General features: G+C 46.4%; 21 protein-coding genes and 1 pseudogene. 3 read left to right on the plus strand and 19 right to left on the minus strand.

The window, feature by feature from the left end; all coding sequences use genetic code 11:
• Nucleotides 1–3: 3 nt before the first annotated feature.
• The 14 genes from B0X71_RS17405 to B0X71_RS17470 form a co-directional block, all read right to left on the minus strand.
• Nucleotides 4–855, minus strand: coding sequence for a 3-hydroxybutyryl-CoA dehydrogenase (locus B0X71_RS17405; protein ID WP_198038648.1), 852 nt, complete (start codon nucleotides 853–855; stop codon nucleotides 4–6).
• A 16-nt stretch (nucleotides 856–871) separates the two neighbouring features.
• Complete coding sequence (locus B0X71_RS17410) at nucleotides 872–1,660, minus strand: enoyl-CoA hydratase/isomerase family protein (RefSeq protein WP_232336733.1); 789 nt, start codon at nucleotides 1,658–1,660, stop codon at nucleotides 872–874.
• 12 nt (nucleotides 1,661–1,672) lie between these two features.
• A complete protein-coding gene (locus tag B0X71_RS17415) occupies nucleotides 1,673–2,401 on the minus strand; it encodes a 2-phosphosulfolactate phosphatase (protein ID WP_198038649.1) in 729 nt (242 codons plus the stop codon).
• A gap of 37 nt (nucleotides 2,402–2,438) precedes the next feature.
• Complete coding sequence (locus B0X71_RS17420) at nucleotides 2,439–3,023, minus strand: TetR/AcrR family transcriptional regulator (RefSeq protein WP_077590617.1); 585 nt, start codon at nucleotides 3,021–3,023, stop codon at nucleotides 2,439–2,441.
• A 34-nt stretch (nucleotides 3,024–3,057) separates the two neighbouring features.
• Entirely contained in the window at nucleotides 3,058–3,606 is a 549-nt protein-coding gene (locus B0X71_RS17425; RefSeq protein ID WP_077590618.1) for a TRAP transporter small permease subunit, read from the minus strand.
• A gap of 25 nt (nucleotides 3,607–3,631) precedes the next feature.
• Nucleotides 3,632–4,972 (minus strand): TRAP transporter large permease, encoded by a 1,341-nt coding sequence (locus tag B0X71_RS17430; protein ID WP_077590619.1) that lies wholly within the window; start codon nucleotides 4,970–4,972, stop codon nucleotides 3,632–3,634.
• A gap of 87 nt (nucleotides 4,973–5,059) precedes the next feature.
• Nucleotides 5,060–6,169, minus strand: a complete 1,110-nt coding sequence (locus tag B0X71_RS17435; protein ID WP_077590620.1) for a type 2 periplasmic-binding domain-containing protein — start codon at nucleotides 6,167–6,169, stop codon at nucleotides 5,060–5,062.
• Between the two features lie 52 nt (nucleotides 6,170–6,221).
• Nucleotides 6,222–7,046, minus strand: coding sequence for an enoyl-CoA hydratase/isomerase family protein (locus tag B0X71_RS17440; RefSeq protein WP_232336734.1), 825 nt, complete (start codon nucleotides 7,044–7,046; stop codon nucleotides 6,222–6,224).
• Nucleotides 7,021–8,001: an NADPH:quinone oxidoreductase family protein gene (locus B0X71_RS17445; protein ID WP_077590621.1), complete on the minus strand. Its 981-nt coding sequence runs from the start codon at nucleotides 7,999–8,001 to the stop codon at nucleotides 7,021–7,023. The genes B0X71_RS17440 and B0X71_RS17445 overlap by 26 nt, the downstream gene beginning before the upstream one ends.
• Before the next feature lie 36 nt (nucleotides 8,002–8,037).
• Nucleotides 8,038–9,246, minus strand: coding sequence for an acyl-CoA dehydrogenase family protein (locus B0X71_RS17450; protein WP_077590622.1), 1,209 nt, complete (start codon nucleotides 9,244–9,246; stop codon nucleotides 8,038–8,040).
• 12 nt (nucleotides 9,247–9,258) lie between these two features.
• Entirely contained in the window at nucleotides 9,259–10,827 is a 1,569-nt protein-coding gene (locus tag B0X71_RS17455) for a class I adenylate-forming enzyme family protein (protein WP_077590623.1), read from the minus strand.
• A gap of 303 nt (nucleotides 10,828–11,130) precedes the next feature.
• On the minus strand, nucleotides 11,131–11,943 hold the full coding sequence (locus tag B0X71_RS17460; RefSeq protein ID WP_198038650.1) for an enoyl-CoA hydratase-related protein: 813 nt from the start codon (nucleotides 11,941–11,943) through the stop codon (nucleotides 11,131–11,133).
• Nucleotides 11,936–12,829 (minus strand): NAD(P)H-dependent flavin oxidoreductase, encoded by an 894-nt coding sequence (locus B0X71_RS17465; protein WP_077590625.1) that lies wholly within the window; start codon nucleotides 12,827–12,829, stop codon nucleotides 11,936–11,938. The genes B0X71_RS17460 and B0X71_RS17465 overlap by 8 nt, the downstream gene beginning before the upstream one ends.
• Complete coding sequence (locus B0X71_RS17470; RefSeq protein ID WP_077590626.1) at nucleotides 12,822–14,003, minus strand: acetyl-CoA C-acetyltransferase; 1,182 nt, start codon at nucleotides 14,001–14,003, stop codon at nucleotides 12,822–12,824. Before B0X71_RS17470 ends, B0X71_RS17465 begins: the two co-directional genes overlap by 8 nt.
• Nucleotides 14,004–14,404: 401 nt before the next feature.
• Between B0X71_RS17470 and B0X71_RS17475 the strand changes: the two genes are divergently transcribed.
• Both B0X71_RS17475 and B0X71_RS17480 read left to right on the plus strand, forming a co-directional pair.
• Nucleotides 14,405–15,688, plus strand: coding sequence for a Y-family DNA polymerase (locus B0X71_RS17475; RefSeq protein ID WP_077590627.1), 1,284 nt, complete (start codon nucleotides 14,405–14,407; stop codon nucleotides 15,686–15,688).
• Nucleotides 15,685–16,047 (plus strand): YolD-like family protein, encoded by a 363-nt coding sequence (locus B0X71_RS17480; RefSeq protein WP_077590628.1) that lies wholly within the window; start codon nucleotides 15,685–15,687, stop codon nucleotides 16,045–16,047. The genes B0X71_RS17475 and B0X71_RS17480 overlap by 4 nt, the downstream gene beginning before the upstream one ends.
• Nucleotides 16,048–16,174: 127 nt before the next feature.
• On the opposite strand, the pseudogene B0X71_RS17485 reads toward B0X71_RS17480, so the two are convergent.
• A pseudogene (locus B0X71_RS17485) lies at nucleotides 16,175–16,456 on the minus strand (KGG domain-containing protein); the annotation flags it as partial.
• A 644-nt stretch (nucleotides 16,457–17,100) separates the two neighbouring features.
• Here B0X71_RS17485 and B0X71_RS17490 point away from each other — a divergent pair.
• A complete protein-coding gene (locus B0X71_RS17490) occupies nucleotides 17,101–17,298 on the plus strand; it encodes a YjzC family protein (RefSeq protein ID WP_077590630.1) in 198 nt (65 codons plus the stop codon).
• Nucleotides 17,299–17,561: 263 nt separating this feature from the next.
• Here B0X71_RS17490 and B0X71_RS17495 read toward each other — a convergent pair whose 3' ends face one another.
• From B0X71_RS17495 to leuD, 4 genes are all read right to left on the minus strand, one after another.
• The gene (locus B0X71_RS17495) at nucleotides 17,562–18,659 is read right to left on the minus strand and encodes a flavin monoamine oxidase family protein (RefSeq protein ID WP_077590631.1); all 1,098 of its coding nucleotides are present in this window, start codon (nucleotides 18,657–18,659) and stop codon (nucleotides 17,562–17,564) included.
• A 162-nt stretch (nucleotides 18,660–18,821) separates the two neighbouring features.
• The gene (locus B0X71_RS17500) at nucleotides 18,822–19,520 is read right to left on the minus strand and encodes a Na-translocating system protein MpsC family protein (RefSeq protein ID WP_077590632.1); all 699 of its coding nucleotides are present in this window, start codon (nucleotides 19,518–19,520) and stop codon (nucleotides 18,822–18,824) included.
• A gap of 301 nt (nucleotides 19,521–19,821) precedes the next feature.
• Nucleotides 19,822–19,998 (minus strand): hypothetical protein, encoded by a 177-nt coding sequence (locus tag B0X71_RS17505; protein ID WP_156889912.1) that lies wholly within the window; start codon nucleotides 19,996–19,998, stop codon nucleotides 19,822–19,824.
• An 820-nt stretch (nucleotides 19,999–20,818) separates the two neighbouring features.
• Complete coding sequence (leuD, locus tag B0X71_RS17510) at nucleotides 20,819–21,421, minus strand: 3-isopropylmalate dehydratase small subunit (protein ID WP_077590634.1); 603 nt, start codon at nucleotides 21,419–21,421, stop codon at nucleotides 20,819–20,821.

The following is a 21,421-nucleotide window of genomic DNA, read 5'->3' on the forward strand; positions in this document are numbered from 1 at the left end:
AGTTCACTCATATTTATAAAATCCTTCGCCCGACTTTCTGCCAAGTCGGCCCGCCCGTACATATTGCCTAAGCAAAGGAGCCGGTCGATACTTGGAATCCTTTGTCTCCTCATAAAGCGTTTCCGCTACCATTAGCATCGTATCTAAGCCGATCAAGTCGGTTAAGGCAAGAGGTCCAATCGGATGACTGGCGCCGAGTTTCATGCCTTTATCAATATCCTCTGCTGATGCGATTCCTTCTGCCAATACGAAAATCGCTTCATTAATCATCGGTGTGAGTATCCGATTTACTACAAATAATGGTGCTTCTTTCACAGAAATAGCCGTTTTATTGAATCGGTCAGCCAGTTGATGTGCTGTATGGAATGTTTCATCGCTCGTCTGTTCTCCACGGATAATTTCCACAAGTTGCATTACCGGCACCGGATTAAAGAAATGCATGCCGATCAAACGGTCGCTCCGCTTCACCACACTGGCCATTTCAGTGATGCTTAACCCGGAGGTGTTAGTAGCAAAGACAGCGGAAGGTTTACACAATTGATCCAGTTCTATAAAGAGCGTTTTTTTATGCTCAATTTTTTCCACAATAGCTTCGATTATAAAATCCGCATCACGTAAACTCTGAATGTCATTCGTGACTTCAATCCTCGCCCGTATCTCATTCGCCTTTTCCTGATCAATTTTTCCTTTTTCCACATTTCTTGCTAATGTCTTCTCGATTCGTTTGATTCCCTTTTCCAATCCTTGAGAGTCAATGTCATATAATATGGTCTGAATATTAGCTTCTGCAATGATTTGCGCAATCCCGTTACCCATAATACCGGCTCCTACGACAGCTGCTTGTTGGATTGTCATTTGATTCCTCCCAAATTCATTTTCCTGAAAATTTTGGCTGTCTTTTTTCTTTGAACGCCTTAACCCCTTCTTGCATATCGGCAGTTTTACATAATTCCGCAAAAAGCTGACTCTCCAATTTCTGTCCTTCTTCAAGAGACAACTCGTAACCTTCATCAATCACCCTTTTCGCGTAAGATACGGCAATCGGACCTTTTTCCGCAATTTTTTGCGCAAGCTCTTTGGCTGTGTCAAACGCTTGCCCTTTCGGCACAACTCTTTCCACTAATCCGTGGTCATAAGCTTCTTGAGCTGACAGGCGGACACCTGCCAAGATCATTTCTTTCGCTTTCCCGCTTCCAACAAGACGTGTAAGTCTTTGTGTGCCGCCGTATCCAGGTAAAATCCCAAGACCTGTTTCAGGAAGTCCAAGTTTTGCATGTTCCTCAGCAATCCGTATATCACAAGCAAGTGCCAACTCCAGTCCCGCTCCAAGTGCTGATCCATTGACCGCGCAAATAACAGGAAGGTTTGCCAGTCCCAGTTTATCGAATATTTTTTTGCCCTTCTCTACCAGCATAAGACCTGTATCAGCCGTAAGTGCCGGAAACTGATTAATATCTGCACCTGCAATGAATACCTTTTCACCCATTGCTCTAAGAAGAATAACTCGTAAAGTTTCATCAGTTAATATTTCTTCAACTGCATTATTGAATTCGGTTAAAACAGCATCCGTTAATATATTTAAAGGCGGATTGTTGATCGTCAAGACGGCGATGCTGTCCTTGGTTTCCAGATTGACAAATTCCCACTCTCTCTGTCTCAATCTTCTCCCTCCTCAAGTGCTTCTTTCTCCTGTCGGTAACAGCTCCTGAACCACCTTGTTTCCCTTAAATATTGGCACTACCTCCACTTTCTCATGGTGTTCTATGACCAAATCCATTGAGTTTTCAAACTCGAAAGACCGAAGTAAAGAAGCGGTTTCACAATCCAATAAATTCCGGAAAGAGATTGCCGAAGAGCTTAAGTATGTATCCCGTGCCAGTTTTGCGGCATCGGAAAGGGCATACTCTTCCCCCTTCAAGAGACGGTCTATGATCTGACCCGCTCCAACGAAATCCTCCATGGAGAACCGGTCGTCATTTCCTGCGCAAATTAACACAATTGAAGAATCATCTGTCTGCATGCTTATATGTTCAGCAACTTTATGGCCATTAACAAGTGAGGAGATGTAAAGGATTTTCGCTTTTTTCGCACTTTCGATAGCTCTTGTTCCGTTGGTTGAACAAATGATGGCCGCTTTCTTTTCTTGTACAAATTTAATCAGGCAAGGATCGGGGTACTGGAATCCTTCTATACATTTCCCCCTTGTTTCACCAAGCAGAATATAAGGTTCTTCCAACCAAGATGCTAGTGCCAATGCATGTTCGCTATCCTTTACTGTATAAATTGGTTCATAATTATTGGTCAGTAAAAATGCGATTGTGGACGTGGCAAGAAACACATCAATCACCACGGCTGTGCAACCCGCCAATTTTTGTTCATCGACTGCTTCTTTCTGTGTCACTACATGGATTTTCCTCATATCAGCCAACCCTTTAGTTTCATATTAAAATTTCTGTTAAGTATTCAGCGTACATGTCCTGAATCTCTTCCTTGCTGAACTCTCCGCCAGGCGAATACCAAACCTGAACCCAGTTAGTCGCTCCTAAAATAATCATACGCACCATTTTTGCATGTTTAGGTGCGAACTCCCCCATTTCCATGCCTTGCTCAATTATTTTGTCGAAATATTCTGCGTACTTGTCCCGTTTAATCAAAATCGTTTGGACATATTCTTCTGGAAATACTTGAGCCGGCTTGATGATCAAATTGAAGACATCTTTTTCCTGGATTGCAACTTGTAGGTGCATTTTGATTGCCTGTTTCAATTTTTCAACAGCAGAAATAGGTTTTGCTACAATTTCCTCCATTTTTTCCATTGCATCCGACAGAATCCAATCATGACAATGATAAAGAAGTTCCTGTTTACTATTAAAATAGTAATACAGAGAACCTTTCGTCATTAGCAATTCTGCAGCAATGTCTTCCATGGTGGCGTTTTGAAAACCCTCCCTCGCAATGACAAGGCTCGCTGAACGCAGAATGTCTTCCCTTTTTTTGGCCGCTTTCCTTTCTCTTAAATTCATCGCAACTCCCCATTTTTCGTATGCCGTAATATATTCAGGTAGGATCTTCCGTCTCAGGATTATCTGCAATCATTATCAGTGTCGGCTCTTTTATACGGAAGTTCCGAATAAGTAGAAATAGATTTTCAATCACAATCAGCGCAAATGAAACTGGTATCAAAAAAAATAAAGGATACAGCGGATAAAGTCTACCTGCTGCAGGAAATCCTTCCTGCCTTTCAAGGCCATTCATTGCAAACTCCCAAGTGAATTCAACTAATAACACAAGGACAAACAGCTCAATTAAAATCAGGACAATCACTAGTGTCCGCTGAGCATTTACAGGAATGCGTTCAATGATCAAATCCATCTTTGGCAGAACACCCGAGGAATAGGCATAAGCCAAACCCGGGAAAACCACTAGCGGCATGAGATAATTTTGAACAATCTCAAATCCACCGTTTATAGAGCCTGCAAACAAATTGCGGGCAGCTACGTCATAAACGATAAAGCCCATCATTACTAGTAAGAAAATACCGCTGATCCAAATTCCAGTCAGTTTAATGTAATTGAAAATTCGATAAGATTTCCATAAAGTATCCATTTGTTAGAATGCCCCTTTCTCACCTTTAACCTGCAGATGCAGGGAGCCATGTGGCAAGTTCCGGAAATGCGATCAGCAGCCCACAGACAATCAGCATCGCAATAGCGGCAAAAATGAACGCAATTCTAAATATCGATTCAGACCTCACCCCACTCACCCCTGCCACAGCATATACACTCAAGCCGACGGGCGGTGTGATCAGTCCAATCGTACAGATAACGGAAATGAAGACACCAAACCAAAGCACATCGATCTGGATCTCCTGAATGATCGGAAAGATGACTGGAATGGACATCAGGATAACCGCCGCCCCTTCAATAAACATGAACATCACAAACAAGACGGTTGAAATTGCGATGAGCACCAGTACAGGAGAATCCATAATCGGCTCAAGGAACCCAATGAGTGTCCGCGGGAGGAGAGACAGCGAAACAAACCGGCCAAAAATCTGAGCTCCAATCATAATTAACATGACCATGCCGGTCAGTTTGATGGTTTCAAAGAGAGAATTCCGGAAAAATGCAAGATTGATCCGGCCAAGCACAGCTGCCGCAACCAGACCGACGAATGCCCCCACTGCTCCCGCTTCTGTAGGCGTGAACACGCCTGAATAAATACCGCCGAAGATAATCAGCATAATCAGTACAGCAATAATGCTGCTTACAGCCAGTTTAAACACGGAAGGGGATTCCACATCTTCAACTGTTGCCGCAATTTCTGGGACTGTTCGTTCTTCTTTATGCACGTTCTGCTTTTTAAGTCCCGCCCGGAAATACACAAGCATGACGAGGATATAAACAACCATGACGAGGATACCGGGAATAAATGCACCGATAAATAAATTGCCCACCGGTGTTTCTGTTGCGACTCCATATAAAATGAGAATAATACTGGGCGGAATAATACCTGACAGGGAGCCGCCGGAAGCTGCCACAGCTCCAGCCAGCGCCGGACTGTATCCATGCTTCTGAAGTTCGGGCATTGCTACCTGGCCCAACGAGGCAGCTGTTGCCGTACCTGAACCTGAAACGGCACCCAGCACACCTCCGATTGTTAGTGTCAACACGCCAAGTAAACTATTCTTGCCTCTTGAAGCTTTATGGACGATGTAGAAGATATCTTGCACAAGTCCAGATTGCAGAATAAATTGGGCCATTAACACAAAAAGTGGAATTGTGGTCAATGTGTAACTGGCTACACGGTTAAAAGGCTCATTCCCTAACAGGCCAGGCAGAATATCGAACCCTTCCAGTAAGATTAGGCCGACCACACCACTGGTGAGCAGGATGGAATGTATATACATTCCCGCTATCAGTAAAATAATGATCGCTGCTAGAATGATGCCAATGACGACTAAATTGTCCATACCGGACCACCCTTCATGTAAATATATAAAAAAGGGGACAAGTGCCAATCACTTTGCTGTCCCCCTTTTTTCCTTGCCTGCTGATCGTTAGAGATCCATGACAGCTTCCGGCACTTCTCCACCTTCCTCAATGATCAGTTCCCGCCATTTTCTTACAAGTTCATAGCCTGGAAGCCCATCCGCTTCCAGCATTTCCGCATAATTAATCCAAGTTTCGACAATTCCTTCATTAAAATGCTCCTGAACCGCAGGATCCAAATCGGCGAAGTCAGCAAATTTGCCACCTGCAGCTTCATTTTCAGCTATGACCTCTTCGGCGCGCTGTGTCCATATGTCTATACTCTCACCGAAAATATCATCATGTGCTTGAACCATCGCTTCCTGTACATCTTCCGGGAGTTCAGCCCAGCGTTCTTCGTCCATTCCAATGAACGCGTTAAAGTGTCCGAAATTCACACCGGTCAGCGTGTATGTGAACAAGTCTTGGAATCCGTACCCCGACCAGTCTGCGATGCTGTAAAAGCTTCCATCAAACGCTCCACGGCTGAGCGCATCGTACATTTCAACTGCTGGCATCGTTACGCTGTCGATTCCAGTTTCTTCTGCATATACTTCATGGATCCTGGACGGCGTCCGAAGAGAAGTACCCACCACATCATCAACCGTGTTAAATTCCTTACCTGTTGTTGAAATGGAATATTCCTGTGTTGTCGATATCGGGAATACCCTAAAATCAGCAAATTGCATGTCAAAATACGTCTGGCCATTCCCAAGTTCTTCTTCGCTCTCGATTAATTGTCGCCAAGCGTTTGAAGCGATCTCAGTATCTGAATAACTAAGTGGCAGCATGGTGACTTCCGCCATCGGAAACTGGTCAGGTTGATAGATTGGAAGGATAAGTGCCACATCGATTGTTCCATCGAGTACTGCTGATCCTTCATCGGGAACCGCCACTAGTTCCCCACCGGTGAATGTCTCGAACTCCACCTGCCCTTCTGTCAATTCTTCCACTCGTTCCATCCAGGGAACCATTGCACCTTCCCACCAGGCGTGTTGAGCACTGAGCCCCGTTGCTGCACGCAGTGTAATCGTCTCTCCTTCTTCTGTCACTCCTCCTGCTTCTTCTCCTCCGCAACCACTTAACAGAAGCGCTCCGCCGATTCCCATCATAAACACACTTGATTTAAGAAATTCCATAAAAAGTTACCCCCCTGTCCCATTTTATGTAAACGCTTACAATAGCGGGTGATCATTTCCCTTTAAACTGCGGTTTTCGCTTTTCCAGAAAAGCAGCCACTCCTTCCCGGTGGTCTTCAGTCTGCAACAATAGCGTCTGAATCATATTCTCTTGCATGAACGCCGTTTCCTGATGAAGTCCATCGACATGATTAATGAGGTATTTGATATATTTATTGCTAAGCGCTGGTCCTTCAACAATAAATCCAGCAAACTTAGCAGCTTCTTCCATTACTTCACCGGTGGCAATCCGGTTGATGATTCCCTTTTCAAACGCCGTTTCGGCTGAAATGACTTTCCCTGAAGAAATCCATTCTTTTGCAAGCGTTTTAGATATCCGTTCTGTCAGCAGCTTAATCAGCCCAAGATCCGGAATCAGACCAATGTTCGAAAAGCTTAATGCAAATTTGGTATTTCTTTCAGCGACAATGAAATCTGAAGCTAACGCAAGACTGAAACCGGCACCTGCTGCATACCCATGGACGGCAGCAATTACGTATTTATCCATCTCCAGTAGTTTTTTTGACAAAGCTGACACGTAATTCATCCAGTCGGCTGTCTCCGACATACTTTTCAGCTGCTGCATGGATGCAATATCTCCACCAGCACAAAATGCCTTTCCTTCTCCAGATAAAACGATTACCTTTACGGCTTCATCAGCAGTCAGTTCATCCAATGCATTTATTATTGAAGTTACCATCTCTCTTGATAGTGCATTCAATTTGTCTGGTCGGGTCAGTCTGATATAGCCGATTCCGTCTTTCACCTCTGTCACGGCAAGACGTTCCATTTCAATCATCCTTTCTGCAGAATCATGGGGTGACAGCCAATTTTCCATATGTCTGCCTGCTGCCAAGTTGTTCAAGCGCATCCGGTACTTTTTCAAAAGGGAATTCATCAAATACCAACGGCCTGATCAGCCCCTTTTCATACAGGTCAATCAATTCCTGATGCGCTTTCACTACTTCTTCCGGGAAGAGTTTACGGAACAGCCCGAAATGAACACCCATCACTGAATAATTTTTTATCAATGCATGGTTGGTTGGCGCATCTGCAATCCGTCCCCCGGCAAACCCGATCACTAATAGCCGGCCTTCAAACGCGACGCATTTCCTTGAGCGATCAAATGTATCTCCGCCGACCGGATCAAAGATCACGTTTGCCCCCTTGCCATCTGTCGCTTCCTTGACCTTGGTGACAAAATCTTCTGTTCGGTAATTGATCGCTATGTCTGCACCCAATTGTTTACAGACGGTTGTTTTCTCATCGCTGCCGGCAGTCGCAATCACTGTGGCTCCTGTAGCTTTCCCCAATTGAATTGCGGCTGATCCAACACCGCCTGAACCTGCATGGACAAGAAGCACTTCTCCTCTCTTCAGTCCGGCAGTCCGCTGAAGCGCAAAATATGCTGTTTGATAGGTAATGAATAGCGATGCCGCCTCGGCAGCAGGGAAAGAACCGGGAACCGGAAATATATTTCCCTTTGGAACAGTCACCCATTCTGCCAAGCCGCCGTTTGGCAGTGTAGGTGTAGCGATCACACGCTGCCCGACTTCTATATCCACTGATTCCCCGGCGGCTTCAATTATACCCGCCACCTCTGCACCCGGAGTGAACGGCAGCGGCGGATCTTCCTGATACTTTCCTTGACATTGAAGGATATCAAAGAAGTTAAGGGCTGCAGCTTCAACTTTTATCAACACTTCACCTGTGCCTGGTTTCGGTTTCTGGACTTCCGACAATTCTAGCGCTTCTCTTGGTTCTCCTAATTTAGTTACATGCCATGCTCTCAACCTTCCTCCCCCCATCTCGTTTCTTCTGTTTTATTTTCATTTCAGCTGTTCACGCAATTCAAGCCGCCCGACATCACGTAGATGGACTTGGTCAGGACCGTCAACCAGCCGGAGAGTACGGGCATTCGCCCAGTGAGCGGCAAGCGGAAAATCATCACTTACTCCCGCACCGCCAAAAACTTGGATCGCCCGATCAATTACGTTCAAGGAAACCCGTGGAGCGGCAATTTTAATCATGGCGATTTCTTTCCGGGCCGCTTTTGCTCCTTCTGTATCGATTTTATGGGCAGCGTGCAGTGTGAGTAGACGGGCCTGTTCAATCTCAATCCGGCTTTCTGCGATGACTTCCCGGATCACGTCTTTTTCAGCGAGTGTCGAGCCGAACGCTTCCCGCTCCGAAGCCCGTTTGCATAAGAGATCCAATGCACGTTCCGCCGCTCCGATTGCTCGCATGCAGTGATGAATGCGGCCGGGACCAAGACGTCCCTGTGCAATTTCAAACCCGCGCCCTTCGCCCAGAAGGATATTGGAAGCTGGAACACGGACGTTGTTGTAGTGTACTTCCGCATGTCCATGCGGCGCATGGTCATATCCAAAAACCGGCAAATATCGCTTCACTTCCACGCCTGGTGTATTAAATGGCACTAGAATCATGGACTGTTGCTGGTGTTTCGGTGCGTCCGGATCAGTTTTTCCCATCACAATCGCAATTTCGCATCGGGGATCCATAGCACCTGAACTCCACCATTTCTTGGCGTTAATAACGTATTCATCCCCTTCCCGGACGATACTGCTCTGGATATTGGTCGCATCAGATGAAGCAACATCTGGTTCTGTCATCGAAAAACAGGATCTAATCTTCCCTTCCAGCAATGGTTCAAGCCATCTCTTCTTCTGCTCATCAGTCCCATACTTTACGAATACTTCCATGTTCCCAGTGTCCGGGGCGTTGCAATTGAAAATTTCAGGGGCAAGCAACGAGCGCCCCATAATTTCACATAGATGCGCATATTCATAATTTGAAAGCCCTGCTCCATGTTCTGTATCAGGCAGGAACAAATTCCAAAGCCCTTGCGATTTCGCTTTGCCTTTCAATTCTTCGATGAGTGGCGGAATCGTCCAGCGATCCTCTGCCTCGTCCAGGTATTGTTCTACTTTAGATTCATTTGGATAAATATATTCTTCCATGAATTCTGTTAAATTTTTTTGTAGTTCCGCCGCTTTTGGTGATAATTCCTTTAGCACGCTTTCATCCCCCTAATGTTTTAATTGATTTTTCAATATCTTCCCAGAGGCATTCCGCGGAAGACTTTCAAGTACCTCAATCTTTGCAGGGACTTTATAATTAGCCAATGACTTTCGGCAATGTTCTGTCAGCACCGGTAAGCTGTGGGTGTTTAATTTTGGTCCGACAACAAATGCCTTCACTGTTTCCCCAAAGACGGGATCCGGTTCGCCGACGACCGCTGCTTCCACTACGTCGGGATGCTCCTTAAGAACATCTTCCACTTCGATCGAGAATATTTTCTCTCCGGCCCGATTGATCATGTCTTTCTTTCGGTCTCTTATGTAGACATAGTTCTCCTCATCCATCATCCCCAAATCTCCTGAATGCCAATAACCGTCAGTGAAATTTTCCTCATTCGCCTCTGGATTTTCCCAATATTCCTTGATCACCATCGGTCCCTTAATATAAAGTTCTCCAATCTCTCCTGGCTGGCACTCCCTTGCCTCAGAATCCATAATCTTGATGAAAGCACCATAGACAGGCTGTCCGACTGATGTAACCTTAGAGATGGGATAGGAAACCGGCATCAGTGTCGCCGGTGAAGTTGTTTCCGTTGCTCCGTAGGCATTATGCAATTCAGCATTAGGAAATGCCTGCTTAAGCATGGCAAAGGTCTGCTTGTAAATAGGCGAACCGCCGAAAGCCACTTTCTTCACAAAAGCAAAAGAATGATTTTTAAATTCTTCGCTGGTTGACATCATGATAAAAATGGTTGGCACATTGAACAGGAAATCAATCTGGTTTTCTACGACTGTTTTAATATAAGTTTCGTTCTGATATCGCCGCATGCTATAAGCGGTGCCCCCGATATAAATGATATGGAGCAATTGACCAACCAGTCCGGTTACATGGAACATCGGGACGGCAATTAATGTTTTCAATTGATGATCGGTTTTAAAAATCAATTTATAATTCATTACGCTATGGATTACATTAGCATGGGCTAAGACCGCCCCTTTTGGTCTTCCGGTCGTTCCGGAAGTATAGAGAATAAATGCCCCGTCCTCTTCGTAAATATGTACATTTCGGTATTCGGTTTCCATTTTAAGCAGTTCATCAAACGTATTTTCCCCGTCAATGATAAATGACTGTAATGCACCGGTGATGATAGTTGTGTTCGCCTTCTTCGCCTTTTTCACTTTCCCCATGAATTCTTCTTCAGTGATCAGAACTTTTGGCTTCGAGTGTTCTAAAATATAGTCAATTTCTTCTGATGACAGTTTCACATTAACCGGAACCATTACTGCCCCTATCTTCGCACAAGCAAAAACCATCAATGGAAATTGATACCGATTTCCAATCAGCACTGCTACCCGATCTCCTTTTTCAATTCCGCATTTGCTTTGGAGACTGGTCGCAATTGCTGAGGACTGGGTATCAAGCTCTCCATATGTAAGTTGTCCATCCTCGGTCACAATGGCCGTTTTCTCTCTAAATTCCTTCACACTATCAGCTAATAGCTGCCCAATCGTCCTTGGACGATCCTCAAACACATGTCCCCCCTCTCTTCCAAACAAATTGGCGGGAACCATCTTCATTTGCCTCTACCTCCTTACGCTTTACACTTATTTTCCGAACTGAAAGCCCTTTCATTTGAACTTAATTTAAGTAGTCAGAATATTTTTAACTAGTAATTGTAAAAAAGTATACAGGTTATTTTTTTAAATGGCAAGTAAATTTTCGAATTATTATAAATAATTTACTGATATATTTTTCAGCTTTTCTCATTCCCAATTTATTGCCTTTTTGAAGCGTCAAAAGACAATCGCACTATAATTTAATTTTGTAACTGAAACGAACAAACACACCTTCACTCGTCACTGAAGGTGTGTTTGTTAAAATTATTTATCAAAAAAATCAGGAAGGTCGCTTGTTGTCAATGGAAAAAAAGCAGGGCGTTTTTCGATGAACGATTGGATACCCTCGTTTGCATCTCCGTTATTTCCTGCCCAGTGCAAAAACCGCGATTCGATTAAATGAGATTCATACGGATGACTCGCACCCAGCATTTTCCACATTAATTGCCGGGTAAACCCATTTGATGTCGCAGCCGTATTCGCAGTGATATCCCGTGCGATTTCAAGCGCTTTTTCCAACGGGTCTTCTGATTCGTATTGAACAAGCCCAGCAACTAATGCTTCTTCTGTCGCGATATAGCGGCCTGTCAATGTCCATTCGAGTGCCTTTCCAACGCCGACAAGACGCGGCAGGAACCATCCTGATGCGGCTTCGGGCCCAATACCCCGACGGCCGAAAACAAATCCGATCTTTGCTCCTTTTTTGATGATACGGATATCCATTGGAAGAGTCATCGTTAGCCCGATGCCAACAGCAGCGCCGTTTATCGCCGCAATGAGCGGTTTTTTCATCTCATATACTTGTACGCTAACCTGCCCGCCAATATCCCGGTACTCTTCCTGGGTGTCTTCAGATGCAAATGTACCGCCTCCTTCTGACAGGTCCATGCCAGCACAGAAAGCTCGTCCGCTTCCAGTCACTACGATTACCCGAACTTTGTCATTACTATCCGCTTCCCTGTATGCATGCAGCAACTCTTCGTTCATTTTGACAGTATAGGCATTCATCTTGTCAGGTCTGTTTAACGTTAAGGTTAAAACACCCTCGTCAAGCTCTGTTTTTAGCGTTTCATACAAGACTATGCACTCCTTCCTCATACTCTTTGTGCAAGGCTTCAACGATTTCCGTTATACTCTCCTGTTTTGTGACTGTTGTGACCCCATGGCCGGCAGACCAGATGTCACGCCATGCTTGGACATTCACCAAGTGTGACAAATCCACTTCTTCTTTCGGTTTTAAGGTGGATGGATTGATACCTTCCTTCAGCAGACTAGGGATAAGGATGTTCGCGTGTACGCCGCTGAATGCATCAGTATAAAGAATATCTTCCGCATTTGAATCAATCACCATCTGCTTGTAGTCTTCTTGAGCGTTGCTTTCTTCAGCCGCCAGGAACCGAGTGCCCATATATGCATAATCCGCTCCTACCAGACGGGCGGCAGCCACATCTGCTCCCGTCGAAATAGAGCCGGATAAAATGATTGTACCGTTGTAGAACTGCCTAACTGCTGCTATGAATCCGAATGGATTTAACGTGCCGCCATGACCGCCTGCTCCGGCGCACACAAGAATGAGTCCATCCACGCCGCTTTCAGCCGCCTTTCTCGCATGCCGAATGCTCGCCACATCCGAGTAGACGAGCCCCCCGTACTTATGCACGATTCCGATAACTTCCCCGGGGGCACCAAGGGAGGTAATGACGATTGGCGGTTCATACTGTCGAATCAGTTCCACGTCCTCATCATAGCGTTTGTTCGACTTCCGGTGTGAGATCAAGTTGACAGCCCACGGTTTGTCGCCGAGTGCTTCTTTCACTTCCTGCAGCCATTCCGCACATTTTGCTGCAGGCCGGGCATTCAGCAGCGGAAAGCTGCCGATCACACCAGCCCGACTTGCGGCAATGGTCATCGAAGGCGTTGAGACCAGAAACATCGGTGCTACAATTACCGGGAGCTTACGCACGTTCGATCACCACCGCAATTCCTTGACCGCCGCCGATACAGAGACTAGCTATAGCATACTTGCCGTTTCGTTTCTGCAATTGGCGTGCCGCTGAAAGCAGGAGCCGTGTTCCGCTCGTACCGACCGGATGACCGAGCGCAATAGCCCCACCATTCATGTTTACGATATCCCCTTTTAACCCCAGTTCCCGTTCTACAGACAAATACTGAGCCGCGAAGGCTTCATTCACTTCGATCAAGTCGATATCATCCAATGAAAGCTCTGAGCGCTCCAAGGCCTGTCGGATAGCCGGTACCGGGCCAATGCCCATGATAGACGGGTCGACACCCGTAATCCCCCAAGAAACAATTCGTGCGAGCGGTTTCAAATTTTGCCGTTCAATAGCCCGCTCGCCCGCCACCACAACTGAGGCCGCGCCGTCATTAATGCCGGATGCATTCCCGGCTGTCACCGTCCCATCATTCTTAAATGCGGCCCGCAGTTTGGCAAGTGACTCTGCATCGGTCTCCGGTTTGATATGCTCGTCCTTATCGATTATCACAGTACCTTTCCGAGTTTTCACTTCTACACCAACGATCTCTCCGGCAAATATTCCGTCTTTCGCCGCTTTCGCTGCCCGTCGATGTGATTCCGCAGCAAATGCATCCTGCTCCTCGCGGGTAATTCCATATTGTTCTGCCAGTTTTTCTGCCGTCATACCCATTCCGCTTCCGGTATAACGATCAAGAAGTGTGGCTGCCAGCATATCCTCAAATTCAAGGCTGCCCATTTTGGGTGCATTGAATCGTTGATTGAAATTGGAATAAGGTGCCATCGACATATTTTCGGCCCCACCCGCCAGTACGATATCCGCCTCATCGAGCATAATGGTCTGTGCTGCGGATACTACCGCTTGAGCTCCTGAACCGCAGAGCCGATTCAAGGTCAAGGCCGGAACTTCCTTCGGCACTCCTGCTTCCAATCCGATATGACGTGCTAAATACGCTGCATTTGTACTTGAGTGGATAACGTTTCCGTAAATGACATGACCAACATTTTCGGGTGAAACCCCCGCACGCTTCAACGCCTCCACTGCTGTTACCGTGCCAAGCTTAGTTACATCCGTTGAGGCAAATGAGCCTCCAAAAGAGGTAAATGCCGTTCTTGCTCCATCGACCAAGTAAACATTTTGCATTATCCTGTTAGCCCCTTTCCTTCTGATTACCAATCACCATTTTTTTAGTGATATATCAGAAAATTTTAAACCTTATTTAAAAGGTACCGTCATTTCCTATAAACTGCAATGATTTTTCCTGTCAATTCATTATTTAAATATTAATTTAATTTATAGGCTGTGCTTCTGTTAAATTGTTACTCGCTTTTACCAATGAGGAAACGTCCTCTTATACTCCTACGTAAATGCTTTCGTATATCGGAGACTTTCATAATTCAAGCCTACTCTTTACTTTAGAAACAAAAACCAAAATACCCCCAAGATCATTAATTATAAAATTAATCTTTCTGCAAGTTTTTATTGTCGCTTAACCGGGCATACTATATGATAAGAACAAACGTTCTATCACGGGAGTGATTTGGATGACTGCTCAATCCTCTGATCGTGAACGTGTGATTGCCTGCCTTGATATGCGGAGTTTCTATGCGAGCTGCGCGGCGGTGGAGCATGGGCTCGACCCGCTCCGGGACTGCATCGCGGTTGTCGCAAACCTGGACAGGAACGGCAGTGTCGTGCTGGCTGTGTCACCGGAGATGAAGCGGCGGTTCGGCGTCCGCACCGGCACCCGGCTGTATGAGATACCGGGTGATCCGGACATTTACCTGCTTGAGCCGAAGATGGATTTCTTTCTGGAAGTGTCGATGGAGATTACGAAGCTGATCGGGGAGTATGTGCCGAAGACGGCGATCCACGTCTACAGTGTCGATGAATGCTTTATTGACCTGACCGGCACGGAAAAACTGTGGGGGCCGCCGGAAGAGACGATTCGCCATATCCAGGATGAGCTGTACCGGCAGTTCCAATTGCCATCGGCGGCCGGTGTCGGTCCGAATATGCTGCTGGCGAAGCTGTCGCTCGACCTTGAAGCGAAGAAGACCGGATTCGCGTGGTGGCGGCTGGAGGACGTGCCGGAAAAATTATGGCCGGTCACGCCGCTCAGCGAGATGTGGGGCATTGGTTCACGGATGGAATATAATCTGAACAGCATGGGCATCTTTTCCGTCGGCGATCTCGCGCAAGCCGACCTGAAACAGCTGGAGGAACGCTTCGGCGTAATCGGGCATCAACTGTATCAGCACGCCCACGGCATTGATTTCAGCTATTTGCGCGAGCAGGATGCGCAGGCGGAACCGGTGAGTTTCAGCAAAGGGCAGATGCTTTACCGGGATTACATAACAGAGAAAGATATCATGACCGTGCTGCTCGAGATGTGCGAGGAAGTCGCACGGCGGGCGCGGGAAGCCGGCAAAGCGGGGCGCATGATCCATCTCGGCATCGGCTACAGCAAAGCGGTGTTCGGCGGCGGGTTCTCCCGCTCCAAGTCGATCGACGAGGCGACGAATGACACGATGCAGATCTACCGCGTCTGCCAGGCGCTGTTCCATGACCATTACCAAGACAAGCCGGTGCGCAGCATCACCGTGTCGGTCGGCACCCTGGAGGACGAGACGTCGATGCAGCTGAGCCTGTTCGAAGCGCAGAAATGGCGGCGGCGGAAACTCGCGGCCGTGATGGACGCCATCCGTCGGAAGTACGGTTCCACCGCCCTCCTGCGCGCCGTGTCCTATACGGAAGCCGGGACAGCGGTATCACGGGCCGGCCTGCTCGGCGGCCATAAAAAACGGGAAGGGAATGATGCATCATGAAGCAAAATCGGCACATGAAGCTGCAGGGGGACATCAAGGACCGCGGTATGGTGAAATGGCAGGGCATGATGCTGCCGGAACATAACCAATTGCTCCGGGACTGGTACGCGGAAGACGGTCAGGACACGAAACCGGAACTCACGGCAGACGATCTCGAACTTATCCAGGAAGAGATCGAGACGGCCCTCACCCGCCGGTGTGAAGTGAAACTGAAGACGTGGCGGGACCATAAATTCCAGTTCCACCGCGGCGTGATCAAGGAAGTGAACAGCGCGCAGAAGCTGCTCGTGTTTGAGGATCCGTTCAATGAATACCGGATTGCGGCCAGGGAAATCGTCGGTATCCAGACGATGGAGTAAGGATAATTTATCTGCATCCCATCGCAAGTCCTTCCTGGTCAAAGGCGGTTTTGCCGAAAAACCAAAAAAAGAAGGCGCAGATTGCGCCTTCCTGTTTCTATCCATAAGGCTCCGCTTATGAATTGTCGTCGTCTCCGCGGCGTTCGCCGCCTTTTTCACCAATTTCCTGATAGAATTCCTTGTCATGACTCTCAGACGTCGCTTCGCCGCCTTTTTGACCAATTTCCTGATAGAATTCCTTGTCATGGCTCTCAGACGTCGCTTCGCCGCCTTTTTGACCAATTTCCTGGTAGAATTCCTTGTCATGATTCTCGGAAGTCGCTTCGCCGCCTAAGCGTCCCGCTTCCTCAACACTCATTTTGTCGTCTTCATTGCGATTACGGTTATTGTTGTCTTTGTTGTCTGCCATCTTCAATTCCTCCTCCGAAAAATTTTAGTTATAATCCTTCTAGTCCTTGTTTATCCGACTTCTTCTTTTTTAAACGCTTATTTTCTATATTTTCGAAAAAATATAGGATAGTAGATATAAGTGTAACCTCTGTAAAGCGATGGTCTTTGGAAATAAGTGACTGTAAAATAAGAGGGCCTTTTTGTATAAGTGGCACCCGGCTTCGCCAAATGGGCACTGAACAAACTGGAGAGCATGGAACCGCTGCATTATGGAACAACGGGTAAAGTTATAGGCAATTAAACCGGAAGAACAGATTCAGTCACAGGTGTTTGACCCACAGTCCCATCCTCTGAGTCTGTGTATCTGTTCCAGCATGCGAAAAGCGAACAAACAGGGGTTATAGGTGGTTGAAATTTTAAAAAACGAACCATCTTCCATTTGCTTGCCGGTCGTTGCCCGTACAGTTCTCTGAAACGGGAGTCTTCTCGCTTTAAATGACAAGTTCATTCTAAAGGGTTACAATCACGCATTCCCAAGTAAGAGATTTTCATTACCTGTAATTTATTTACAGTTAAAAATACCTGTTTTCTTCTTATCTCGTTTAGAAGGAGAAGTAGCGAGAACTGTCTTTATGGAGGAAACTTACTAGGAGAAGATATGAAATGGCCAATCAAGAACGTTTTAAAACAGGAGAAGTAGCACCTGAGAGCGGAAAATACGTCTTTGACAGCTATATGAATGACGAAGATGCCGAGCAGCCTGACAGCGACGAAGGTGAGCTTGACATGGACAAAGGGGATCAATTCCCGCCGACACCTTCCACAAATAAAGCAGCTTACTGGGTAAAACAGAATTCATAAAGAAAAAGGACAGCTGACTTGTACTGAGTCTGCTGTCCTTTTAATTGCTTTGTGCTTTTAGGGTGTGTTAAATGACTTTTTAGAAGAAGCGGCCTGCCTTGAATAATCCTTCCCTGTGCTCCGTTCAATAATGCCTATTTCTCATTTCCAGTAAAAATGCAAAAGCCGCCCCATAAGCCCATTGCTTCTATTAGAGATGGCTTCTTTTTATACATTTGCCGTGAATAAACTGAAGAGTTTCTATTATTATATAGAGATGCGATTTAATTCAACCCGCTTATTTTGGAGACTGCCTGTTCAGCTGACTGAAGGGCCCCTTCAAGATGGCCGCTGTACGCCGCGTTCGTCTCTGTACCGGCAAAGACCAGTTTCTTTTCCCATACCCCCGCTGCCGGTGGCTGGCCATAGCTCTTATAATTCTTGAAAGGACTGGCGTCTTCTTCAACGGCCGTTTCAGCATCGCCGGCCCAATCTTTATAAAGGATCGCCTGTGGATTTTCCGCTTCACTGCCGAAGAGCTTCACCAGCTGGTCCGCCACCAATTTCAGCACTTTTTCTTGGCCCATCTGTTCACGTACTTCCGCTGGCATCCCGAAGAAACCGAACAGGGCACCTGCTCCATTTGCCGGTGAAGCGTCATAGATCTCCTGCATCGGACCAACGGAACTTAAAACAAGCCCGGAAAGCCCGGATTCTCTCCAGAACGGCCGGTCATAGACGGCAACGGCCTTGGCCTGGGATCCCATCCATGTTGGTTTCTCCGCGATATCGGCAAGCAGATCGCCTGGAAGGGCCGGGGAAAACGCAATGTGACGCGCCACAAGCCGTGGCGGCAACGCTAAAATGACAGCTTGTGCCTGAATGCTTTCTGCCTTTCCGTCGGCATGTTCAGCTTCAACTGTGATATTCCCCGACTCATCCAATCGTACTTTTTTGACGCGCGTCTCCAGCTCAATGGTTTCCGCAGGAATTTTCGCTGCAAGCGCCTCGATCAACGACTGGATGCCCCCAGCCAAACGGACGCCCCTTTCATCCATATTTTCCTGCAAAGCACAGCGCTCCGGCGGCTTGATCTGAAACCGTTCCACCAGCACATCGCCGTCATTATTTTGAACAAGCGTCTCCAAACCCAACTCTTCAACAAGCTCGGTAATCCGGCTTTCATACTGCGGCCAAAACCACGTCGGGCCGAGGTCGAATCTTCCAAGATCCGGTCTGTCTGGAACAGGCAGACTTAAAACCCGGCCGCCTATCCGGTCCCTCGCCTCCAGAATCTTGCAGTTGATTCCTTGTTTAGTCAATAAAGATGCGGCATGCAACCCGCTTAAACCCGCACCTATGATGATGACCGGTTTGTCCACTTTTTGTCCTCCTTTAATTACGTGACGCTTCATTATTCACTTGCAAGTAAAGACATGTAACCCGGGTCTCTTCCCGAATTCCGATTCCAAAAGACTTGCGTATATCCCACTGGCTTGTATGCGTGCTGGGAAGGTTTTTTCAGAAAAAAGCCAGCCTCCCCTTCATTCCTTCTTTTTGCCGAGCCGGAAGACGGTATACCCCTGGTCTTTTTCAAAATTCCAGAACAAGAACATTTCTTCAATGCTCCCCTCCAACACGGTTTCCGGTTCGGCTTCCTGAAAAGCTCTATTCTCCAGCTGCTTTCTTGAGAACTTCAACTCTTCCAGGAACCCGCTTCGGATGAACTCTTTTTCAATTTCCAGCAGGATCTCCGAACGGCGGACCAATAGCGTGCGATTGTCCAGCCAGTAGAGATCGGTCCGGGCAGGCGTTTTCTGTGTGATACCGCTTGCCCGGTCTATGTAATTCCGCAGCGCCTGTTCGTTCACGGAATCCGGTTCGGCCGAGGGCTGTTTCTCGAACTCGCCATCAATCACACCGATGATCAGGCCTGTTTCTTTCTCGAAATTCCAGTCCGTATAGAATTCCTGAATCCGGCTCCCTGTCAGTTCCTCGATCTTGTCCATAATTTCCGGCTCAAGGTTGCGGATAATCAAGTTTCTGGTAACCAGCACCTTTCTCAGCTCGTTCTGGTCCATCATGTTCTTCTCCATCGCCGCTAAAAAACCGCGGAAGTGGATGCTGATAAACGAATGTTCAATGGTGACGTAAACCGCAGTCGGGCCTTTCCCGAAATGGGCACGGAGTAGATTGGAGATATACCCGCTGATTTCGCTTTGAACCAAAGTGTTCTTTGCCAAGCGCTTTCCCCCTTTCCAGCCGCTCTCGCTTCATAGCGTGTTTTAAAAGATTCTATGTAACTTAAACTCAATTCACCTCTGTATTACAATGTAGTCTTTGTCTTGCACTGTTCTTACATCTCATTCTCCGTAGTAAGGAGAACTTACGTCTTCAACATATAAACCTTCGATACTTTTTCTTTGAGGATCATTTTGACTAACTCCCTGGCCAGATGCCGAAGCATGGTTCTTCCCTCTATCAACCCCATATCTGTTTTGTCGAAATAATTTTCCAAGGAAACGATCTTCAGGTGGGTTAGCCTCAGTTTCTCCATTGTGGTATCAACGCTTTTATGTGTTTTTCTTCAGTTTCCACGTACTGTGCCATCGAAAAAACCCGGCCATCAAACGTTTTTCCAACATCGGAAACGCTCGTCCATTCATTCAATAGCATATAGCGCCCGCTGGCATCCCTGTTTTGTGGGTTATAATTAGTCATGCGTATGGACTCTAGCCTCGCCTTTCCTCCCAATATCACTTCGCCTCTTTTTTTCAATAAAGCCATGCAGAAGAAAAGTTATTTCTCTATAACCAGGAATTTTACGCCGCTATTTGAATTTTTTGTTTTATTTTAGAATAACACATTATGGAGGTTCTTATTAATAGATGGACGAAATTTTAGGAACCTGTTTAACACCGTTTGTAAAAGTTCAGGTAATACACGAAGTGAGAAGGGAGGAATGAGCAAAAAAGGACATCCGCAAAAGTGATGAACCACTTTGCGGACGTCCTTCTATTTCCAAACACATTTCCGAACCAGCATAACCGGTCAAATCACTGCAACCTCTTCCCGTGTTTCATTCAAGGATAACTATTTATTTTACTCAATAAACATACAAATATCACCTTGGAAGTCGGCTAATTTCACTGAATGTGGCTAATTTTTCTCTATAATCTCCGTGAGCAGACTGCATTGCTTCTTCCACAAGGGAGCGATTTCATCCTGGAAAGCTCCGGTTCACTTCCAAAGAGCTTTACTAACTGGTCAGCAGTCCATTCCATAAGCTGAATGCTATATCCTGCCGTCCAGTCCTCTCTCTTTTTAACAAAAAACTTGTTTACTGGCCAATTGCAGTTATATACGATTTCATTGCTTCCCTCATTATCCCTAGCACTTCTGCCGAGTAATGTACCAGGGATATTCTTATTACTCCTTTACACAAAGTGTTTTATGCGCTTAAACGAAGTTCCCATAGAAAACGTTTAATTTAGTATCGTCATACCCTCCAGCATGTAGCAATGCCAATAAGGGACTAGGTTTATATGGAATAAAAGACACGGTGTCCCTTCTCAAACTCGGTAATTTCTTTTTCGAATTGTATGGTTGCCGATATTTCATCCAAACCATTAAGCAGCATATCACGGCGATAATCATCCACTTCAAATTGCATTTCGATTCTATCAGCGTCCTGGATAATTTGCTTTTCCAAATCCACTGTCAGGTGATAATCTTCATCCGCTTCTGCTTTTTCAAAGAGCAGTTGAATTTTTTCATTCGACAGTGCAATCGGCAAGATACCGTTTTTAAAGCAATTATTATAGAAAATATCCGCGAAAGAAGGTGCTATGATCGCTTTGAAGCCGAAATCTTCAAGTGCCCAAGGAGCATGCTCACGCGATGAGCCACAGCCAAAGTTTTCCCTTGTCAGCAGAATTTGAGCGTTTCGGTACTCGGGTTTATTTAAAAGAAATTCCGGATTCAACTCTCCGTTTTGCGTATATCGCCAGTCATAGAACAAATACTGCCCATATCCTCGTTTTTCAATGCGCTTCAGAAACTGCTTTGGCAGAATAGCGTCAGTATCGATATTGGCACGGTCAAGCGGCGCAACGATGCCGGTGGTTTTTTTAAAAGCTTCCAT

This window comes from Planococcus lenghuensis (assembly GCF_001999905.1).
Taxonomy (GTDB): Bacteria; Bacillota; Bacilli; order Bacillales_A; family Planococcaceae; genus Indiicoccus; species Indiicoccus lenghuensis.